The following is a 19,632-nucleotide window of genomic DNA, read 5'->3' on the forward strand; positions in this document are numbered from 1 at the left end:
CCCCGGTGCTGCGCTGCCTGCCCTAGACCTTTGCGCCGGGGCGGCGATAGGGTGCGGAAAACAAGACGACCAAACCAGAGAGGACGCGCCATGACGCTTGCCGAAACCACCCGATCCACGATGCAGGCCTGCGGGGTCAGCGCCGATCTTGCCGTTTCGGGCGGGATGGATGTCGTCTCTCCGGTCAGCGGAGAGGTCGTGGCGACCCTGGCCGTGCATGACGTCGCCGCAACCCATGCCGCGATCGACCAGGCCCGCGCCGCCTTCAAGGCCTGGCGCATGGTCCCCGCCCCCCGCCGGGGCGAGCTGGTGCGCCTGTTTGCGGAAGAGCTGCGCAAATCCAAGGAAGACCTGGGCCGCATGGTCAGCATCGAGGCGGGGAAATCCCCGTCCGAGGGGCTGGGCGAGGTGCAGGAGATGATCGACATCTGCGACTTTGCCGTGGGCCTGTCGCGGCAGCTGTATGGTCTGACCATCGCCACCGAACGCCCCGGTCATCGCATGATGGAAACCTGGCACCCCCTGGGGGTCGTCGGCATCATCACCGCCTTCAACTTTCCCTGCGCGCCCTGGTGCTGGAATTCCGCGCTGGCGCTGGTCTGCGGCGATCCAGTGATCTGGAAGCCCTCGGAAAAGACTCCGCTGACCGCGCTGGCCTGCCAGGCGGTTCTGGACCGGGCCATCGCACGCTTCGGCACCGACGCGCCCGAGGGGCTGAGCCAGGTCCTGGTCGGCGGGCCCGAGGTTGGTGAGGCGCTGGTGGACAGCGAAAATGTGGCTCTGATCAGCGCAACAGGGTCGACACGGATGGGTCGGATCGTCGGCCCCAAGGTGGCGGCGCGCTTTGGCAAATCCATCCTGGAACTGGGCGGGAACAATGCCGGGATCGTCTGCCCCTCGGCCGATATGGATATGGCGTTGCGGGCGATTGCCTTCGGGGCCATGGGCACCGCCGGGCAGCGCTGCACCACGATGCGGCGGCTTTTCGTGCATGACAGCGTCTATGACCAGATCGTGCCAGCGCTGATCCGGGCCTATGGCTCGGTGAGTATTGGCAACCCGCTGACATCCGACGCGCTGGTCGGTCCGCTGATCGACAAGGCGGCCTTTGACGGCATGGGCGCGGCTCTGGCCGAAGCGCAGGCCCTGGGCGGCACGGTGCACGGCGGCGAACGCCACGACGTCGAAGGCGCGGCGTCCTACTATGTCCGGCCCGCGCTGGTGGAAATGCCGGTGCATGACGGCCCGGTGCTGCGCGAAACCTTTGCGCCGATCCTTTACGTCATGAAATACAGCGATTTCGACAGCGTTCTGGAGGATCACAACGCGGTTGGCGGCGGGCTGTCGTCGTCGATCTTCACCACCGACCTGCGCGAGATGGAGACCTTCCTGTCCGCACGCGGATCGGACTGTGGCATCGCGAACGTCAATATCGGCACGTCCGGCGCGGAAATCGGCGGGGCCTTCGGCGGTGAAAAGGAAACCGGCGGCGGCCGCGAAAGCGGGTCCGACGCCTGGCGCGCCTATATGCGCCGCGCCACCAATACGATCAACTATTCCCGCGACCTGCCTCTTGCGCAGGGCGTGACCTTTGACATCTGAGGCAGCGACATGAGCTTTGACCGAAATCTCGAGGACCGGCTGGTCCGCTATTGCGCCGTGGACACCCAGTCGGACGCCGACAGCGCCACCGCCCCGTCCACCGAGATCCAGTATGACCTGCTGCGGATGCTGCAGGCCGAGCTGACGGAGATGGGCGCGCAGGACGTCACCCTGACCGATTACGGCGTTGTCCTGGCCACGATCCCCGCCACGGCCGAAGGGCCCACCATCGGGTTTCTTGCCCATGTGGACACTGCACCGCAGTACAATGCGACGGGCGTGAAACCCCGGGTGATCCGGGGCTACAACGGCGGGGACATCACTTATCCCGACAACGCAGACCTGGTGCTGTCGCCGTCGAATTCGCCTTATTTAGGGACGAAACAGGGGCATGACATCGTCACCGCATCCGGCCTGACGCTTCTGGGTGCCGACGACAAGGCGGGCGTGGCCATCATCATGAGCGCCGCACAGCACCTGCTGGACAACCCCGAGATCCCGCATGGCAAGATCCGCATCGCCTTTACCCCAGACGAGGAAATCGGACGGGGTGTCGGGCCGCAGTTGCCCAAGGATCTGGCCTGTGATTTCGCCTATACCTTCGACGGAGGAGAGCTGGGCGAAATCGAATACGAAAGCTTCTCCGCCGACGGGGCCGAGGTGCGGATCAAGGGGGTCTCGATCCATCCGGGCTATGCCAAGGGCAAGATGGTCAATGCCATCCACCTGGCCGCCAAGATCATCGACATGCTGCCGCAGCAGAGCATGGTGCCCGAACTGACAGACGGTCGCGACGGCTTCATCCATGCCACCGACATGGAGGGCGGGTCCTCGGACATGCGGATCAAGCTGATCCTGCGCGACTTCGAACTGGAGGGGCTGGAGCAGAAGCGCGACATCCTGCGCAAGGTCTGTGACGCGGTTCAGGCCGCAGAGCCCCGGGCCGAGATCACCTGCAACATCACCCCGCAGTACCGCAACATGCGCTATTGGCTGGAGAAGGACATGACGCCGGTCGACCTGGCGCGGGGGGCTGCGGAATCGCTTGGGATAGAGCCGATTTCCGTGCCGATCCGCGGCGGCACCGACGGATCGCGCCTGACGGAAATGGGCGTGCCGACGCCCAACCTGTTCACCGGGATGCAGATGATCCACGGCCCGCTGGAATGGGTGTCGGTCCAAGATATGGCCCGCGCAACGGACCTGTTCCTGGCCCTGGTCCAGCGCGCCGCGAAGGCGTGACGAAAAGGGGGACCGCGATCAGAGTGTTCGCGGTTCCTTGGCCACCAGTGTCAGCACGTCGTATTGGGCCACGACCGCGTCGCCGTCGCGCAGAACGGTGCAATCCCACCTGACCTCACCATGACCTTCGCCTTCGCGGGGGGTGATTTCCTTGGCGGTCAGGATCACCGACAGCGCATCGCCCGGGCTGACCGGGGCCATGAAGCGCAGGTTGTCGACGCCGTAGTTGGCCAGCACCGGCCCTTCGGAGGGTTCGACAAAAAGCCCCGCCGCAAAGCTGACGATCAGGTATCCATGCGCCACCCGGCCCGGGAAGAAGGGGTTCCGCCGGGCGGCGTCTTCGTCCATGTGGGCATAGAAGGTGTCGCCGGTGAAATTGGCGAAATGTTCGATATCGTCGAGCGTTACGGTGCGCGAGGCGGTGCGGATCGTATCGCCGATCTCCAAATCGCTCAGCGGTTTCAGGAACGGATGGCGATCTTCGCGCTGCGCGGCTCCGGGCACCCAGACACCGGTGACGGCTGCGATCTGGTCGGGCGTGCCCTGCAGGGCGACGCGGTGCATGTGGTGGAAAACGGCGCGGATGCCGCCCAGCTCCTCTCCTCCGCCCGCACGACCCGGGCCGCCGTGGATCAGCATCGGCAGGGGCGATCCATGGCCCGTCGATGTTTTGGCGGACCCCCGGTTGCCGAACATCACCCGCCCGTTCAGCCGCGCAATGCCAAGGGCAAAGTCACGCGCCACATGGTCGTCGTTGGTGAAGACCGAAGACACCAGCGACCCGCCGCCAAGGTTGGCGATGGCGATCGCCTGGTCGATGCCGTCATAGGGCATGAGGGTGGCCACCGGGCCGAAGGCTTCGACCTCATGCGGCGCGCGGGCGGTCATCGCTTCGTCGCAGCGCAACAGGGTCGGCGCGTGCCAGGTGCCGGCATAGGCCCCGCCTGCGACCAGCGTCGCCTCTTCCGTCAGGGCCGCGATCGCGGCACGGACGTCATCGGCCTGCCCCTGCGACACCAGACGGCCCATGTCCCCGGGGCCGGTGGCGGCGATCCGGTCGGCCAGCGCGGATTGCACGGCGTCGATCAGGGCTGTGGGCACGATCACCCGGCGGATCGCGGTGCATTTCTGCCCGGCCTTCACCGTCATCTCGCGGAAGACTTCAGTGATGAAGAGGTCGAATTCGGGTGCCTCGGGCGTCACGTCGGGCCCCAGGATCGCGGCGTTCAGGCTGTCGGCCTCGGCGTTGAAGGGCACGGGGCCCGCCAGAACCGCCGGATGAGCGCGCAGCTTTTGGGCCACGGCGGCGGACCCGGTGAAGCTTAGCATATCCTCCGGCCCCAGCTGGTCGATCAGATCCCCCGCATCGCCGCAGATCAGCTGGATCGCGCCCTCGGGCACCAGCCCGGTGTCGATCATCATGCGCACGGCCAGTTCGGTCACATAGGCCGTCTGCCGCGCCGGTTTCACGATGGCCGGCATGCCCGCGATCCACGCCGGGGCGAGCTTTTCCAGCATTCCCCAGACAGGGAAGTTATAGGCGTTGATCATCACCGCCGCGCCCTGACGCGGCACGCGGACGTGCTGGCCGACGAAACTGCCGTCCTTGGCCAGAACCTCGGCCCCGCCGTCGCGCATGGTGTTCTGGTTGGGCAATTCCCGCCGCGCACGCGACGCATAGGTCAGAAGCGTTCCGATGCCGCCGTCGATGTCGATCCAGCTGTCGGACCGCGTGGCCCCGGTATGGGCGGACAGGGCATATAGCTCTTCCTTCCGCTCCATCAGCTTCTGGCCAAGCGCCTTGAGCATCAACGCCCGCTGGTGCGGCGTCATCGCGCGCAGCGCCGGGCCGCCGACTTTGCGGGCGTGATCCAGCACCGGCCCCATGTCGGGCGCGGCACCGGTTTCAAAGATCGCCTCACCCGTGACGGCATCGGCCAGAACGGCACCCGTGCCTGCGGCCGGGGTCCAGGCCCCGGTGATGTAATGCTCCAACCGGCGCATGTGTCCTCCCTTATCGGCTTTCGGCCTGCCTTAGTGGCTTTCGTATTCCACGGTGATCTTGTCGGTCAGGGGAATGGCCTGACAGGACAGGACCAGCCCGCGCTCGACCTCGTAATCCTCAAGCGCGAAGTTCTGCATCATCTCGACCTCGCCGTCCTTGAGGCGGCACATGCAGGTCGAACAGACGCCCGCCTTGCAGGAATAGGGGGCCTCCAGCCCGTGTTCCCGCGCGGCTTCCAGAACCGACTGGCCCCGGCGGGGCATGTCAAAGCGATGCGCATGGCCTTCGATCAAAACGGTGACCGCAACCATGTCGCCCGCGGCCTTGGCGGCCTCGGCCTCGGCCTTGCGGGCGGCGCGGCCGGGCTGGTCCGACAGGAACAGTTCAAAATGGATCTGATCCTTGGCAAGGCCGGCGTCTGCAAGCGCGGCGGCGACCCCGTCCATCATCGGCTTGGGTCCGCACAGGTAGGCGGCGGTGACATCGCCAACCGGCACCCAGCCGGCAAACAGGTCCTTCGCCTTGCTTTCGGTGATCTGGCCCGAGAACAGCGGGATTTCCTGATCTTCGCCGTCAAAGATATGCACGATGGACAGGCGCGTCAGATAGCGGTCCTTGAGCTCGGCAATTTCGGATTTGAACATGATGCTGGCGGTGTCACGGTTGCCGTAGATCAGCGTGACCCGCGCGTCGGAGCGTTCAAGCAGCGTCTTGGCGATCGACAGGACCGGCGTGATCCCCGACCCGCCCGCGATCAGCAGGTAATGCCCGGCGGGGGCCTCGGGCGCGGTAAAGCGGCCCTGCGGCGGCATCACGTCGACCACGTCGCCGACCGCCAGATCCTCCTTGGCGAAGGAGGAAAACGCCCCGCCCGCGACCCGCTTGATCCCGACGCGCAGCCCCTGATCGGGGGTGGCGCAGATCGAGTACGACCGGCGCAGCTCCTCGCCATCGAAATCGCGGCGGAAGGTCAGGTACTGACCGGGTTTGAAGGCGAAACGCGCCGCATCCTGCGCGCGCGGGGCGAGGGATACAACCACCGCGTCGCGGGTGTCATGGCGGATGTCGGTGACGGTGAGGGGGAAGAAACGGTCCATCAGATCGCCTTGAAATAGTCGAAGGGTTCGAGACAGGAGTTGCAGCGGAACTGCGCCTTGCAGGGCGTCGATCCGCGCCCCGCGATCAGCGCCGTATCGGCCGATCCGCACAGCGGGCAGTCCGGCGACTGGGCCGAGAGCATGCCGGCACAATTCGCCGCCGCGACCGTGGGCGGCGCGATGCCATAGGCGCGCAGCTTTTCACGCCCCTGGTCCGTGATCCAGTCTGTGGTCCAGGCGGGCGACATGCGGGTGTCGATGCGCACCTTGTCCGCGCCCTGCCGCAGCAGTTCGGTTTCGATGTCCAGCGCGATGACAGCCGTGGCCGGGCAACCGGTGTAGGTGGGGGTGACGGTGACAACGACCGTCTCGCCCTCTAGCGCCACGTCGCGCACGATGCCCAGATCGACCAGAGAGACCGCCGGGATCTCGGGGTCCGGGACCTGGGCCACCACCGCCCGCATCTGATCGAGCGTCGGCATTACCAGTGCGCACCGGGATGGGCGCGCGGCACGGATTGCATCACCGCCAGCAGGTATCCCATGTGTTCGGAATGGTTGCCGGTGCGGCCCCCGGTGCGGCGCGGGCCGTCGGGCGCTGTCAGCGTGGCGCGGGCGAAGGTTTCAGCGGTTTCCCAGTCGAAGGCCTGTTGCACGGGCGCGGCTGCGGGGATCATGCCCTCGGCCACCAGCGTGTCGTCGGCCGCGTCGCGGGCCAGCAGATCGGCGGTAAATGGCCAGAGCCAGTCCAGAGCCGCCTGCATCCGGTCATGGCTTTCCGGCGATCCATCGCCCAGGCGCACGATCAGATCGCGCGAGCGGTCGATGTGATAGCGCACTTCCTTCACCGATTTCTCGGCCAGCGCGGCGACATCGGCGTTGGTCGACCCGGTCAACCCGTCCAGCATCGGCAGATGCCAGGCGTCGAAGAGATACTGCCGCATCAGCGCATGGGCGAAATCGGTGTTGGGCTGTTCGACCAGCAGGGTGTTCAGAAACTCCCGCTCGCCCCGAAAAAATGCCAGATCGTCGGGGGATTTGCCCAGCTCGTCCGAGACCATGCCATACCACAGCTGGGTCTGGCCGATCAGGTCCAGCCCCATGTTGGCAAAGGCGATGTCTTCTTCCAGCACGGGCGCATGTCCGCACCATTCGCCGGTCCGCTGGCCCAGGATCAGGGCGTTGTCACCCATCCGCAGGCAGAAGGTCGCGAAGGGGCTCATTACATGGCCCCCACGTCTTCGGGAATGTCAAAGAAGGTCGGGTGGCGGTAGATCTTGGATTCCGACGGGGCGAAGTTCTGTTCCGCCTCGGACGGGTCGAGCGCGGCAATGGCCGACGACGGCACGACCCAGATCGACACGCCTTCGTTGCGGCGGGTGTAGACGTCGCGGGCGGATTTCAGCGCCAGTTCGGCATCCGGCGCATGCAGCGATCCGACATGACGATGGGCAAGGCCGTGCTGGCCCCGGATGAAGACCTCCCAGAGGGGAAATTCGGTGCTCATGGGATCACTCCGCTGCGATGTTCTGTTTGGTGGTCTTTTCGGCATGGGCCATCAGCCCTTCGCGGAACCAGGCGCCGTCATCCCAGGCCTTGTTGCGCGCATCCAGGCGTTCGCGGTTGCAGATGCCGTTGCCCTTGATGACGTTGAAGAATTCGTCCCAGTCGGGCGTGCCGAAGTCATAGCTTTGCCGGTCTTCGTTCCACTTCAGGTCCGGGTCGGGCAGCGTCAGCCCCAGCCATTCGGCCTGCGGCACGGTCTGGTCGACGAATTTCTGGCGCAGCTCATCGTTGGAGTTCAGCTTGATGCCCCATTTCATCGATTGTTCGGAATGGGTCGAATCCGCATCCGGCGGGCCGAACATCATGATGGCGGGCCACCACCAGCGGTTCAGCGCGTCCTGCGCCATGGCTTTCTGATCCTCGGTGCCCTCGACCAGGGCGCGGACGATGTCGAAGCCCTGGCGCTGGTGGAAGGATTCTTCCTTGCAGACGCGGATCATCGCGCGGGAATAGGGCCCGTAGGAGCAGCGCTGCAGCGGCACCTGGTTCATGATCGCCGCACCGTCGACCAGCCAGCCGATCATGCCCACGTCGGCCCAGGTCAGGGTGGGATAGTTGAAGATCGAGGAATACTTGGCCTTGCCCGAGAGCAGCTGTTCCGTCAGCTCATCCCGCGACACGCCAAGGGTTTCGGCGGCGCAGTACAGGTACAGGCCATGCCCGGCCTCGTCCTGGACTTTGGCCAGCAGGATCGCCTTGCGCTGCAGGCTGGGGGCGCGGGTGATCCAATTGCCCTCGGGCAGCTGGCCAACGATTTCGGAATGGGCATGCTGGCTGATCTGGCGGATCAGCGTCTTGCGATAGCCCTCGGGCATCCAGTCGCGCGGTTCGATCCGCACGTTCCGGTCGATCTTGTCCTGAAAGGCCTTGTCCTGGTCCGACGTGCCCGCCTGACCGCTTTCAACCATCTGAGCATACATGATGTGATCCTCCTCGCGCAGAGGAAATACATCACATATTTTAGCTTGGGTCAATAATTGCGTGATGCTTTTGGAAAAGACCCGGCCGGGGCGGCGGCGGAGAGATGCGCCTCCGGCGGGGATATTTCGGGCAAGAGGATGTCAGGGGCGCGGGAAGGGCCGGAGATGTCAGGCCTCGGCCAGGTCGGCGATGCGGCGGGCCATGCGCGCCTGATCGGGCAGAAGCGGGCCGTTGCGGTCGACGAATCCACTGGTGACGGCCTGATCCGCGGCGGGCGACAGCGCCAGGTAGAGCCGGGCAAAGAGGCTGCGGGCCTGCGGCGCGGGCCAGCCTTCGGGCAGCATGCCAAGCGGCAGGGCCGGGTCGCGCAGGGCGATGCGGCGGAAGGCATGGACCAGCAGCAGCCGCAGGCCCAGGGCCGCCGCGCTGTCGGCGCGCACGGCCGAGAAGCCCGAAACGAATCGCGCCATGTCGTCCTGAAGGCCGGGCAGATCCCAGGCCTGGGCAGCCAGCGCGGTCAGGTCGTCTTCGGTCGTGGCGCGGAAATGCGGGGTGCCAAGGGGGGGCAGCGGTTCGCCCCGGTCGGGACGGATGGCCAGATGCGGACGCGCCAGCCCGAAACGCAGAGCAGTGAGCCGGGAGAGCAGCGCATCCCGGTCCTCGCCCACGGGCAGGACGACCATGTGCCAGCCGCGCAGTGGGTCGGCGCGCGGCGGCGCATAGATCAGCCGGGCGGCGCGCTGGAATTCGCGCTCGGCCTCGGGCGAAAGGCGGTAATAGCTGCGCCGGCCCTCCTTGAACCCGACCAGCTGGCCGCCGCTGACAAGGCGGCTGACCGCCGTGCGTACGCGGCTTTCACCGATGCCGACGGCGGCGCAGGCCTCGATGATATTGCCCATCCAGAGTTCGCCGCCGCGCGGCGCGACCACGTCGCCGTAGAGCGTGACGATGAAGGCCCCGGCCGAGACCGGGAAATCCCGCAGGATGGCGGCAATGGCGGGATCGCCGCTGCTATCGGGCTGGGCGGTTGTCGAAGACACGTCTGGCTTTTCCTTCCGATCGCGACAGCGTGCCGGGGCGCGTCAGTTCGACCTTGGCGGAAATGCCGATCACAGATTTGATGTGATGCGCCAGTTCGCGATCCTGGGCCCCGTCCCCGGTCCCTACCGCTTCGCATTTCACCAGCATCGTGTCCATCCGGCCCTGACGATCCAGGTGGATTTCGTAATGCGGGGACAGGCCGCCGACCTTGAGGATCTGTTCCTCGATCTGGGTGGGGAAGACGTTGACGCCGCGCAGGATGATCATGTCGTCGGACCGGCCCGTGACCTTTTCCATCCGCCGCATGCTGCGGGCGGTGCCGGGCAGAAGGCGGGTCAGGTCGCGGGTGCGGTAGCGGATGATCGGGAAGGCTTCTTTCGTCAGCGAGGTGAAGACCAACTCGCCCATTTCGCCATCGGCGACGGGTTCGCCGGTCTCGGGGTTCACGACCTCGGGGTAGAAGTGGTCTTCCCAGATGTGCAGCCCGTCCTTGGTTTCCACGCATTCCTGGGCGACGCCGGGGCCGATGACCTCGGACAGGCCAAAGATATCAACGGCGTCGATGCCGAAGGCGTCCTCGATTTCGGTCCGCATGGAATTGGTCCAGGGCTCCGCGCCGAAGATACCGACGCGCAGGTTGGAGGCACGCGGGTCCTTGCCGGCGGCGCGGAAGGCATCAAGGATCGACAGCATGTAGGAGGGCGTGACCATGATGATCGAGGGGCCGAAATCCTCGATCAGGGTCACCTGGCGTTCGGTCATCCCGCCCGAGACAGGCACGACGGTGCAGCCCAGTTTCTCGGCCCCGTAATGCGCGCCAAGCCCGCCGGTAAAGAGCCCGTAACCATAGGCAATATGGCAGACGTCACCGGGCGCACCGCCGGCGGCACGGATGGACCGCGCGACGACGCTGGCCCACATGTCGATGTCAGTCTTCGTATAGCCCACGACGGTCGGTTTGCCCGTGGTGCCCGAGGAGGCATGCACGCGCGCCAGCTGATCCTGCGGCACGGCGAACATCCCGTAGGGGTAGTTGTCGCGCAGGTCCTGTTTCACCGTGAAGGGGAATTTCGACAGATCTGACAGGGACTTGAGGTCATCGGGATGCACACCCGCCGCGTCGAACTTGGCCCGGTAGACCGGCGATCCGGCATAGGCGCGGGACAGGGTGTCCTTCAGGCGGGTCAGCTGCAGCGCGGTGATTTCGTCGCGGGATGCGGTTTCGATCGGATCGAGGGCGACGCCCCGGGGGTTGGTGGCGTTCATGCGTCCTGCTCCTGATGGAAATGCTGGCCTTTGACGGCGCGGGAATGGCCGCGGAAGCTGGCGATCAGCGTGCCGTCCTGGTTGTGCACCATGACGTCATACAGACCCGAGCGGCCCTGCAAAGTGACCTCTTCTGCGGTGGCGGTCAGCACATCGCCGAGGCGTCCGGGGGCGTGGAAGGTCACCGCGCAATGCTGCGCCACGGTCATCTGGTTGTGGCTGTTGCAGGCGAAGGCAAAGGCGCTGTCGGCAAGGGTGAAGATATACCCGCCGTGGCAGGTCGCCAGCCCGTTCAGCATCCGCGCCTCGACCGGCATCCGCATGGTGCAGCGGCCGGGCGCGATCGCGGCGATCTCCATCCCCAGGCCCTGGCTGGCCTGGTCGTTGGCCCACATGGCCGCGGCCGAGCGTTCGGCAGTCTCTTGCGACACGGTTTCCTCCTCCCTGTCGTCCTCCCCCCGGGATGCGAATATGGCACAATATTTCACAGCCCCTCGAAAAAGTGTGTCGCATAAACCGGGGGGAGCGGTCAATCCGCCCTGTTGACCTGCGCCCGTTGCAGACGAAAGGGGGCGACACGAGACATATGTCTCAGGGCCAGCGCCAGAAGGCCCGCGGGACGCGCCCTGCGAGACCGCGCAATCAGGAAGCCCGGAAGAAAACCGCCCGCTATCGTGGGATGGGACATGATCAAGGACCAGATGAAATGCCCCGCCAGTCCAGGGCAATCATCCGATCTGAAAACCCCGCCCGTGCGGGCATCATCGGGGTGTTCCCGAAGTCGATCAGGTCGCGATGGGAAAAAGCGCAGGCACGCGCACCGGTATCCAGTCCGGGACCGGAGGGGTGTTTTCTGACCGTTAAAGGAAAGTGGTGCCGCTGAAGGGACTCGAACCCCCGACCCCATCATTACGAATGACGTGCTCTACCAGCTGAGCTACAGCGGCCCCGTGAGGGCGGGCTATAGCACCCCGCCCCGGTCAGGGAAAGACCTATTCTTTCACACCTTCCTTGGGCTTTTCTTCGGCCTCATCGGCGTCATCCTCGGCGCGTTCGGCAATGATTTCCGCCTCTTCCGCCTCGATCACCGGATCCTCGACCACCGGGTCGTGGGGGGCGGGGGTGCTGGCCGGGGTCGCGTCCTCGATCTGGCCGACGATCAGCGGCAGCATGGCGGTCCCCATGGCGCTTTGGCTGTCGGCGGCCGGGGCCGGTTTCCAGGCCAGGGTGTCGAATGCCCCGCAGTTGTCGCAGACCGGGGTCCAGCTGGCGTGGATCTGGTGGCAGTTCTCACAGGTCCATTGCGGGCCGCGCGGCGCGGTGACGGCGCGGGCCAGCCAGCCCTTGACGATCGCGTCCGAAGCCCCCTCGCCGCGTTCGATTGCCGCCATGATGGTCAGCACGCGCGCATCGGGATTTTCCGTGGCCAGGTTGCCCAGGGACCGGCGCGCTTCGGGGAAATCCTCGGCGGCGATGTTCAGCTCTGCCATCAGCAGGCGGGATTCGCGGTGCGTGGGTGCGGGGGCGACCAGTTTCTGGAACCGCTTGAGACGATCCTTAGGGCTCTCCTCGGGTTCGATCTCGGCGAAGGCACCGGCCAGGTCGGGGTGCGGCGAGGCCTCCCAGGCCTTTTTCAACACGCGGGCGGCGTGGCGCTTGTGGCCGTTTTCGATATAGGACCGCGCGGCCATGACGGCGGCGGGGATCAGGTCGGGCGACAGTTTGTTCGCCTCGATCGCGGCTTCACGGGATTCGATGCTGGCCCCTTCGGCAAAGACGCCCTTGGCCTCGCTCAGCGCGAGTACGGCATCGCGGCGGCGGTGCACGTCGCGCGGCAGGTTGCCGTGACGCAGTTTGGCCTTCAGCGTGGCGCGGGCCCCTTTCCAGTCGCTGCGCTGCGCCTGCAGTTTCAGCAGGGTGTCCTGCACCTCTTCGTGGCCGGGCTTGATGGCAAAGGCCTTTTCCGCCAGCGCCAGCGCGGTGTCGGTGTCACCCTCGGCCAGCTTCTGTTTCATGATCCCGCGCACGCCGACAAAGCGGGTGGAATCGTCAGACAGAAGCTTCTTGTAGGCCTGTTCGGCCTTGCGCTTGTCGCCGACCATCTCGGCGGCCTGGGCGGTCAGAAGCGTCGTCAGTTCCGGGCGGTGCAGGTATTTCTCGGCCTTGGCGGCCTTGGACATGGCGCGCCGCCCCTCGCCCGAGGCCAGCGCCATCATGCCCTCGCTCAGCGCGTCAAAGCCCTTGCGTTCGCGGTTGCGGTCGAAATAGCGCGACAGGGCGGTTTCATCGCCGTTGATGAACCGCAGCAGCGCGATGACCAGCGCGAACAGCTTGAGGAACAGCCAGACCGCAAAGATCAGCACGATGGCCGCGATCACCGCCTTCAGCGGGGTCAGGTTGACCTCGATCCCGCCCATGGCGATGCGCACGCCGCCCTGCATGTCCAGCAGGTAGCTTGCCCCGAGGGTTGCGGCCGCCACCAGCGCGACGAAAACGACTATCTTCACAAGAGACCAGAGCATCGGCGGCGTTCCTTAGTTCGAATTCAGTTCGGCCAGCAGACCGTTGGCGGCCTGGGTCGCGGCCAGGCGGGTTTCGGCCCGGGCGGTCCAATCGGCCAGCTCGGCGCGGGCGGGTTCGGGCAGCGCCTTGATTTCCGTCAGGGCCGTGGCCAGATCGCCCTGGGTCACCGCGGCCTCGGCCCGGCTAAGCACCGCGTCGGGATCATCGCCTTCGCGCGGGTTCAGCGACCGGACCCCCAGCTGGGTGCGGAAGAAGTCCCCGACCGAGGAATTGCCCGCCCCACGGGTCACGGCCAGCGCGTTGCGCGCGGCCTCGGGGAAGTCGGCGCGCAGGTCCGACAGGGTGGCGACCCCTTCGGCATTGGCCGACAGCGCATCGGGGATCTGGGTGCCGGTGGTCGAAAGATTATCCAGCGCCTCGGCAAAGCCGTCCCCGTTGTCCAGCGCGGACAGCACGCGGGTCACGGCGGCCCGCGCCTGGGTTTCCGAAGACCGCGCGGCCGCGTCGGCCTTCATCGCTTCGGCCTGGGCGACCATGCCTTCGACTTCTTCGCGCTGCTGGCGCATGGCGTCCTGCAGGCGGGTCAGCTCGGCCTCGTAGGCGGAGATCGCCTGATCCGAAACGCCGCCTTCTATCGGGGCCTTTTCGACCTCGGCCATGCGGTCGGTCAGTTCGACCAGCTGCAGGGCAATGCCTTCGACACGGTCAGAGAGTTCGGCAATGGCGGCCACGTTGGTTTCAGTCGAGGCGGTCACCGGGGCCAGATCGGCGGCGGGCGGGATGGCTGCGCGCAATTCCGCGATCACCTGTTCCTGTGCCTCGATCTTGGCCTGCAGGTCCGCGTTTCCGCCCAGGCCGGGGATCGCGCCGCCGGTGCCCAGGGCTGCGGCAAAGCCCAGCCCGGCGGCGACAACACCGCCCAGGGCCAGCGGCAGGAAGCCGCCGCGCTTTTCGACCACCACTTCGCGGGTGACCTCTTCGGGTTTTTCCAGGATCGGCGGGGTGTCTTCTGCGGGGGTGTCGGCACCGCCCGTATCTTCGCCATCGGTGTCGATACGGTCGTCTTCGCCGGCAACCGTGGTCGCCGTATCGGGCGCGTCGTCGCCAAAGGCTTCGTCGCGGTCGGGTTCGGGAAGATCGATGCTGTCGGTTGTCTCGGCGGGCGGCACCGTGTCGCCCGCAGGCTCGACCGGATCGGCGGGCAGGGTTTCTTCGGCCTGGGTCTGGGCCGTTTCATCGTCGATCCCCTTGGGGTTTTCGACATTGGCCACCTGGGGAACTTTCTTATCCGCCACTAAAATCGTCCTTTCGAATCCCTGCTTTGCAATTGCAGCAACAGCACCTTAGTCCGCGCCCCCTATCCCCTCAACCCGCCGAAGGGTCGCATCCACGGCATCTGCCATGGCCCGCGCATCAGGAGAGGTCGCGATGCTTCTAGATTTGGCATCGATCGCCGCTGCGGCAAGGTCTGCGTTGCGGCTGATTAAGATCAGGTGAACCTGCGCGCCCTTCGGACATAGCGCGGCAAAGCGGGCCGCCGTGCGCGGGGAATAGAGCGGAACGATGACCGGGGCGGGGCCCGACAGCAGCTGCCGCGCCTCATCGCTCAGATCGCAAAGATCCTGGGCATAGATCACCGCCGCATCGGTCGGCAGGCCAGCGGCGGTCAGCCGGGGGGCGATGTCGCCCCGGGCGCTTTCCCCGCGCAGGTGCAGGATTGGCGCCTCGGGGGGATTGGCGCGCAGATCGGCCACCAGCGCCTCGGCATCGCCGCCGCTGGCGCGGGCGGGATGGCCGGCGTCCCGGGCGGCGCGGGCGGTGGCCTCGCCCACACAGACGGCGGGCAGTTTCGGGCCGTTCAGCGCCGCATAGGCCCGCACCCCGTTGCGCGAGGTGAAGATCAGGCTGCGATAGCGGGTCATGTCGGGCAGATCGCCTGCCGCACGGATCGCCAGCAAGGGCGAGACAACGACCCCGCATCCGGTCCGCGCCGCAAGGTCACGGGCGGTGTCGGCCCCTTCGGGCGCGGGCCGCGTCATCAGGATCACCGGGCGCATGGTGGGGCGCATCATCCTGTCGTCCTCCCTTGGGTCGACGGTGTCGGGCCATTGTTTCAGGGTCCCTGCGGTGTTACCTGCGGGACAGGTTTCATGCAATCGGCGGACGAAGATGTCGCAACTGACGATCCTCGGGCTGGAAAGCTCTTGCGACGATACGGGCGCGGCGGTGGTGCGCGGCACGCCCGGCGACGCGACTGTATTGTCTTCGGTGGTCGAGGGGCAGAATTCCCTGCACGAGGCCTTCGGCGGCGTCGTGCCCGAAATCGCCGCCCGCGCCCATGCGGAACGGATCGACGTGGTGGTGCGCCATGCGCTGGAACGCGCCGGCATTTCCCTTTCGGATCTGGATGGCGTGGCCGTGACCGCGGGTCCGGGGCTGATCGGCGGGGTCATGTCGGGCGTGATGTGCGCCAAGGGCATTGCGATCGGGGCGGGCCTTCCGCTGATCGGGGTGAACCACCTGGCAGGCCATGCGCTGACGCCGCGGCTGACCGATGGCGTGGCCTTCCCCTATCTGATGCTGCTGGTGTCGGGCGGGCATTGCCAGTTCCTGCTGGTGCGCGGCCCCGAGGATTACAGCCGCCTCGGCGGCACCATCGACGACGCCCCGGGCGAGGCCTTTGACAAGACCGCGCGGCTTCTGGCCCTGCCCCAGCCTGGCGGCCCCTCGGTCGAGGCGGCGGCGCTTGATGGCGATCCCAAACGCTTTCGCTTTCCCCGGCCCCTGCTGGACCGGCCGGGATGTGACATGTCATTCTCGGGGCTGAAGACCGCGCTGCTGAGGACGCGGGACGAGGTGATGGACGACAACCGGCTGAAGGCCTCGGACCGGGTGGATCTGTGCGCCGGGTTCCAGGCCGCCGTGGTCGATGTGCTGGTCGAAAAGACCCGCCGCGCCCTGGCAATCTATTTGCAGGATGCGCCCGCCGTGCCGGTGCTGGCCGTTGCCGGGGGTGTCGCCGCAAACAAGGCCATTCGCGCTGGATTAGAGACTGTTTGTGACCAGATGTCCGTTCAGTTCACCGCCCCGCCGCTGGCGCTATGTACCGACAATGGCGCGATGATCGCCTATGCGGGGCTTGAGCGTTTCGCAGGCGGTGCGCAGGATGACATGACCCTGGCCGCCCGGCCCCGCTGGCCCTTGGATCAGGCGGCGGCGGGCATGCTGGGCGGCGGCAAGAAAGGACCCAAGGCATGACAAGCGTGATCGGTGCGGGTGCATTTGGCACGGCCTTGGCGATTTCCCTGGGCCGGGCCGGGACGGTGACGCTTTGGGCACGGGATGCGGATCAGGTGGCGGCGATGGTGCAGGCGCGGGAAAACGCCGCCCGCCTGCCCGGCATTGCCTTCCCCGACGCGCTGGCGCTGTCAGACGATGCCACCGCCCTGCCCGAAGGCCCCGTGCTGCTTGCCGTGCCGATGCAGAAACTGCGCGACGCCCTGCGCGACCTGCCGGATTTCGGCACCCGCCCCCTGGTCGCCTGCTGCAAGGGGATCGAGCTGACGACCGGCCAAAGCCCCACCCAGGTCATCGCCGAAATGCGCCCCGACGCCCCCGCCGCGATCCTGACGGGTCCGTCCTTTGCCCAGGACATCGCGCGCGGTCTGCCGACCGCCCTGACCCTGGCCTGCGCCGATGAAACCACCGGAAAAGCCCTGCAACAGAGCCTGACCACCCCGAATATCCGGGTCTATCGCACCACCGATGTGCCGGGGGCGGAAATCGGCGGCGCGGTGAAGAACGTCATGGCCATCGCCTGTGGCGCGGCCATCGGAGCGGGGCTGGGCGACAGCGCCCGCGCGGCGCTGATGACGCGGGGCTATGCGGAAATGCAGCGCATGGCGCTGGCGCTTGGAGCGCAGGCGGATACGCTGGCCGGGCTTTCGGGCTTCGGGGATCTGGCGCTGACCTGTACGTCGGACCTGTCGCGGAACTTCCGCTTTGGCCTGTCGATCGGGCGGGGCGAAGCGTTCGACCCCTCGGTCACGGTCGAGGGCGCGGCAACCGCGCGCGCCCTGCAGGCGCGGGCGCGGAAAATGCAGATTGATATGCCGATCACCGACGCTGTTGTCGGTCTGATCGACGGAAACCTGGACGTGGGCCGCGCGATGGCGCTGCTTCTGTCGCGTCCCTTGAAGGAGGAATGACAATGCTGGTTGCCCTGATGGCCCATGACAAACCCGGTGCGCTGGACGTGCGCAAAGCCAACCGTGACGCGCATCTTGCCTATATCAAGGACACCGGCGTCGTCGCGCAGGCGGGCCCCTTTCTGGATGCCGATGGCCAGATGTGCGGATCGCTGGTGATCCTGGACGTCGAGGACATGGCCGCGGCCGAGGCCTGGGCAGCGGGCGATCCCTATGCCAAGGCGGGCCTCTTCGACAGCGTCACCCTGAAGACCTGGAACCGGGTGATCGGCTGATGCGCTATTGGCTGTTCAAATCCGAACCCGACACCTGGGGCTGGGATGACCAGGTCGCCAAGGGTGAGGCGGGCGAAGAATGGGACGGGGTGCGCAACTACCAGGCCCGCAACTTCATGCGCGAAATGAAGCTGGGCGATCTTGGCTTCTTCTATCACAGCCAGAAAACCCGCGAGATCGTCGGCATCGTCGAGATCTGCGCCGAGGTACATCCCGACAGTTCCACCGATGATCCCCGCTGGGAATGCGTGGACATCAAGGCGGTCAAGCCGGTGCCGCGCCCCGTCACCCTGGACCAGATCAAGGCGACGCCCGAACTGGCCGAAATGGTGCTGGTCAAAAGCTCTCGGCTGTCGGTTCAGCCGGTCACGCCCGAGGAATGGGACCTGATCTGCAAGATGGGCGGTCTTTAACACTCGCCAGATCCTGGTGCGCGGGCCTATGGTTGATCCAGGTAAACGCGATCAGGAGGGTGAGATGGGCGCGATTGCAGTATTGGTGGCCGCCGTGGCGGGATTTGCCTTTGGGGCGGTCTGGTACATGACTTTGTCGAAACCCTGGATGGAGGCCGCGGGTGTGCCCGTGGGTGCGGACGGACGTCCGGCCAACGGCGGGTCGAAGACGCCTTTCATCATTGCCGGGATCGCGATGATCCTGGTGGCCGGGATGATGCGGCACATGTTCGCCATGGCCGGGATCGACGGCGCGGTGAAGGGGCTGGTGGCAGGTCTGGGCGTCGGCCTGTTCTTCATCACCCCCTGGGTTGCGATGAATTATGCCTATGCCATGCGGCCCGCACGGCTGACCCTGATCGACGGCGGCTATTCCGTTCTGGGCGCGGGCGTCATCGGGCTGGTGCTGGGGCTGTTCTAAGGGAAACCCCCTTAGTCAGAGCCGCTTTTCGAAATAGACACGGTCGAAACCGTCTTCGCTTTTCCGGGCGGTTTCGGCGTATCCCAGGCGCGGATAGAGGGTCAGGTTCCCCTCCATCTTCACGTTGGTGTACAGCTTGACGGTCTGCAGCCCTTCTTCGCGGGCGGCCTTTTCGCAGTGCTCGATCAGCTTGCGGCCCAGCCCCTGCCCCGCCGCCTCGGGCAGAAGGGCCACGATATCCAGATGCATCGCCCCTGCTTCGGCGTGATAGGCGATGAACCCCTGAAAGCTGCCATCCCCGGTCTCAATCACATGGACATCGCCGGCCTCGACCAGGGCGGCGTAGTCGGCGTGCATGGGTGCGGGATCCTGACCCATGTCCAGCCGATAGCCGGAAAAGGCCTGAACGGCGCAGTCACGCAGAAGGGGCAGGTCATCCAGGGTGGCAGGGCGGATCATGGCGATATCCGTGAAACAGGGTCGAAAGAGGGGGGCAAAAAACAAGGGCCCGACAAGGTCGGACCCCCGCGTGTCACTGGTCGGACAGGCAATCAGCCGTAGACGGATTCCTTGCCGAAATGCTTGACCAGCATGTAATAGACCACCGCGCGGTACTTGTTGCGGTTGGATTTGCCGTAGGTCTCGATCACGCTGTCGATGGCTTCCATCAGCGCGGGGCTGTCGGCCAGGCCCAGCTTCTTGATCAGGAAGTTTTCCTTCACCGTCTCAAGTTCGCCTTCCTGGCTGGCCGCCACGGTCGAGGCGTCGGCGTTGTAGATCGACGGACCGCAGCCGATGGTCACCTTGGTCAGCAGATCCATGTCGGGGGTCATCCCGCACTTTTCCTTCAGGTCTTCCGCGTATTGCGCGATCAAATCGTCACGTTTGCCCATATCTGTCCCTTCCAATGATCGGCCGCCTTAATCCTTGATCACGGCCCTGCGCATATGACCCTATCGCGCCTCATGTCTGGGTAAAGAAAAAAAACCCGCGCCACCGCAGATCGGCCGGTTA

General features: G+C 66.1%; 21 protein-coding genes and 1 tRNA gene. 7 read left to right on the plus strand and 15 right to left on the minus strand.

Annotation, left to right across the window (positions count from 1 at the left end; genetic code table 11):
• Positions 1–90 precede the first annotated feature (90 nt).
• A complete protein-coding gene (gene amaB / locus BMX99_RS06365; protein ID WP_093448856.1) occupies positions 91–1,602 on the plus strand; it encodes an L-piperidine-6-carboxylate dehydrogenase in 1,512 nt (503 codons plus the stop codon).
• A 9-nt stretch (positions 1,603–1,611) separates the two neighbouring features.
• Positions 1,612–2,844 carry a peptidase T gene (pepT, locus tag BMX99_RS06370; RefSeq protein ID WP_093448859.1) on the plus strand — a complete coding sequence of 411 codons (1,233 nt, stop codon included), beginning with the start codon at positions 1,612–1,614 and terminating at the stop codon, positions 2,842–2,844.
• A gap of 18 nt (positions 2,845–2,862) precedes the next feature.
• On the opposite strand, the gene paaZ is transcribed toward pepT, so the two are convergent.
• The 13 genes from paaZ to BMX99_RS06435 all read right to left on the minus strand — a co-directional run bounded on the left by paaZ (position 2,863) and on the right by BMX99_RS06435 (position 15,334).
• Positions 2,863–4,848, minus strand: a complete 1,986-nt coding sequence (gene paaZ / locus BMX99_RS06375; protein ID WP_093448863.1) for a phenylacetic acid degradation bifunctional protein PaaZ — start codon at positions 4,846–4,848, stop codon at positions 2,863–2,865.
• A gap of 30 nt (positions 4,849–4,878) precedes the next feature.
• On the minus strand, positions 4,879–5,946 hold the full coding sequence (locus tag BMX99_RS06380) for a ferredoxin--NADP reductase (RefSeq protein ID WP_093448866.1): 1,068 nt from the start codon (positions 5,944–5,946) through the stop codon (positions 4,879–4,881).
• A complete protein-coding gene (paaD, locus tag BMX99_RS06385; RefSeq protein WP_093448870.1) occupies positions 5,946–6,428 on the minus strand; it encodes a 1,2-phenylacetyl-CoA epoxidase subunit PaaD in 483 nt (160 codons plus the stop codon). The genes BMX99_RS06380 and paaD overlap by 1 nt, the downstream gene beginning before the upstream one ends.
• The gene (paaC, locus tag BMX99_RS06390) at positions 6,428–7,168 is read right to left on the minus strand and encodes a 1,2-phenylacetyl-CoA epoxidase subunit PaaC (protein ID WP_093448873.1); all 741 of its coding nucleotides are present in this window, start codon (positions 7,166–7,168) and stop codon (positions 6,428–6,430) included. The genes paaD and paaC overlap by 1 nt, the downstream gene beginning before the upstream one ends.
• Positions 7,168–7,452, minus strand: a complete 285-nt coding sequence (paaB, locus tag BMX99_RS06395; protein ID WP_093448877.1) for a 1,2-phenylacetyl-CoA epoxidase subunit PaaB — start codon at positions 7,450–7,452, stop codon at positions 7,168–7,170. Before paaB ends, paaC begins: the two co-directional genes overlap by 1 nt.
• A gap of 4 nt (positions 7,453–7,456) precedes the next feature.
• On the minus strand, positions 7,457–8,431 hold the full coding sequence (gene paaA, locus BMX99_RS06400) for a 1,2-phenylacetyl-CoA epoxidase subunit PaaA (protein ID WP_093448881.1): 975 nt from the start codon (positions 8,429–8,431) through the stop codon (positions 7,457–7,459).
• A gap of 168 nt (positions 8,432–8,599) precedes the next feature.
• Positions 8,600–9,472 carry a PaaX family transcriptional regulator gene (locus BMX99_RS06405; RefSeq protein WP_244525482.1) on the minus strand — a complete coding sequence of 291 codons (873 nt, stop codon included), beginning with the start codon at positions 9,470–9,472 and terminating at the stop codon, positions 8,600–8,602.
• Complete coding sequence (gene paaK / locus BMX99_RS06410; RefSeq protein WP_093448884.1) at positions 9,444–10,739, minus strand: phenylacetate--CoA ligase PaaK; 1,296 nt, start codon at positions 10,737–10,739, stop codon at positions 9,444–9,446. The genes BMX99_RS06405 and paaK overlap by 29 nt, the downstream gene beginning before the upstream one ends.
• A complete protein-coding gene (paaI, locus tag BMX99_RS06415) occupies positions 10,736–11,134 on the minus strand; it encodes a hydroxyphenylacetyl-CoA thioesterase PaaI (protein ID WP_093451133.1) in 399 nt (132 codons plus the stop codon). The genes paaK and paaI overlap by 4 nt, the downstream gene beginning before the upstream one ends.
• Positions 11,135–11,610: 476 nt before the next feature.
• A tRNA-Thr gene (locus tag BMX99_RS06420) sits at positions 11,611–11,686 on the minus strand.
• Between the two features lie 45 nt (positions 11,687–11,731).
• On the minus strand, positions 11,732–13,261 hold the full coding sequence (locus BMX99_RS06425) for a heme biosynthesis protein HemY (RefSeq protein ID WP_093448888.1): 1,530 nt from the start codon (positions 13,259–13,261) through the stop codon (positions 11,732–11,734).
• A 12-nt stretch (positions 13,262–13,273) separates the two neighbouring features.
• Positions 13,274–14,557 carry a COG4223 family protein gene (locus BMX99_RS06430; protein WP_093448892.1) on the minus strand — a complete coding sequence of 428 codons (1,284 nt, stop codon included), beginning with the start codon at positions 14,555–14,557 and terminating at the stop codon, positions 13,274–13,276.
• Positions 14,558–14,605: 48 nt separating this feature from the next.
• The gene (locus tag BMX99_RS06435) at positions 14,606–15,334 is read right to left on the minus strand and encodes a uroporphyrinogen-III synthase (RefSeq protein WP_093448896.1); all 729 of its coding nucleotides are present in this window, start codon (positions 15,332–15,334) and stop codon (positions 14,606–14,608) included.
• Positions 15,335–15,431: 97 nt separating this feature from the next.
• Here BMX99_RS06435 and tsaD point away from each other — a divergent pair, with 97 nt between their 5' ends.
• The 5 genes from tsaD to BMX99_RS06460 are packed head-to-tail and all read left to right on the plus strand — an operon-like array spanning position 15,432 to position 18,618.
• Positions 15,432–16,520, plus strand: coding sequence for a tRNA (adenosine(37)-N6)-threonylcarbamoyltransferase complex transferase subunit TsaD (gene tsaD / locus BMX99_RS06440; RefSeq protein ID WP_093448901.1), 1,089 nt, complete (start codon positions 15,432–15,434; stop codon positions 16,518–16,520).
• Complete coding sequence (locus BMX99_RS06445) at positions 16,517–17,470, plus strand: NAD(P)H-dependent glycerol-3-phosphate dehydrogenase (protein WP_093448905.1); 954 nt, start codon at positions 16,517–16,519, stop codon at positions 17,468–17,470. Before tsaD ends, BMX99_RS06445 begins: the two co-directional genes overlap by 4 nt.
• Before the next feature lie 2 nt (positions 17,471–17,472).
• Positions 17,473–17,745 carry a YciI family protein gene (locus BMX99_RS06450; RefSeq protein WP_093448909.1) on the plus strand — a complete coding sequence of 91 codons (273 nt, stop codon included), beginning with the start codon at positions 17,473–17,475 and terminating at the stop codon, positions 17,743–17,745.
• Entirely contained in the window at positions 17,745–18,158 is a 414-nt protein-coding gene (locus BMX99_RS06455; RefSeq protein WP_093448915.1) for an EVE domain-containing protein, read from the plus strand. The genes BMX99_RS06450 and BMX99_RS06455 overlap by 1 nt, the downstream gene beginning before the upstream one ends.
• A gap of 28 nt (positions 18,159–18,186) precedes the next feature.
• Positions 18,187–18,618, plus strand: coding sequence for a DUF1761 domain-containing protein (locus BMX99_RS06460; protein WP_322788136.1), 432 nt, complete (start codon positions 18,187–18,189; stop codon positions 18,616–18,618).
• Between the two features lie 15 nt (positions 18,619–18,633).
• On the opposite strand, the gene BMX99_RS06465 is transcribed toward BMX99_RS06460, so the two are convergent.
• Positions 18,634–19,077 carry a GNAT family N-acetyltransferase gene (locus BMX99_RS06465; protein ID WP_093448925.1) on the minus strand — a complete coding sequence of 148 codons (444 nt, stop codon included), beginning with the start codon at positions 19,075–19,077 and terminating at the stop codon, positions 18,634–18,636.
• Between the two features lie 92 nt (positions 19,078–19,169).
• The gene (locus BMX99_RS06470) at positions 19,170–19,511 is read right to left on the minus strand and encodes a DUF2853 family protein (RefSeq protein WP_093448929.1); all 342 of its coding nucleotides are present in this window, start codon (positions 19,509–19,511) and stop codon (positions 19,170–19,172) included.
• Between the last annotated feature and the right edge of the window lie 121 nt (positions 19,512–19,632).

Origin of the sequence: Pseudooceanicola nitratireducens, from assembly GCF_900109195.1 — a bacterium.
Lineage (GTDB): Bacteria > Pseudomonadota > Alphaproteobacteria > Rhodobacterales > Rhodobacteraceae > Pseudooceanicola > Pseudooceanicola nitratireducens.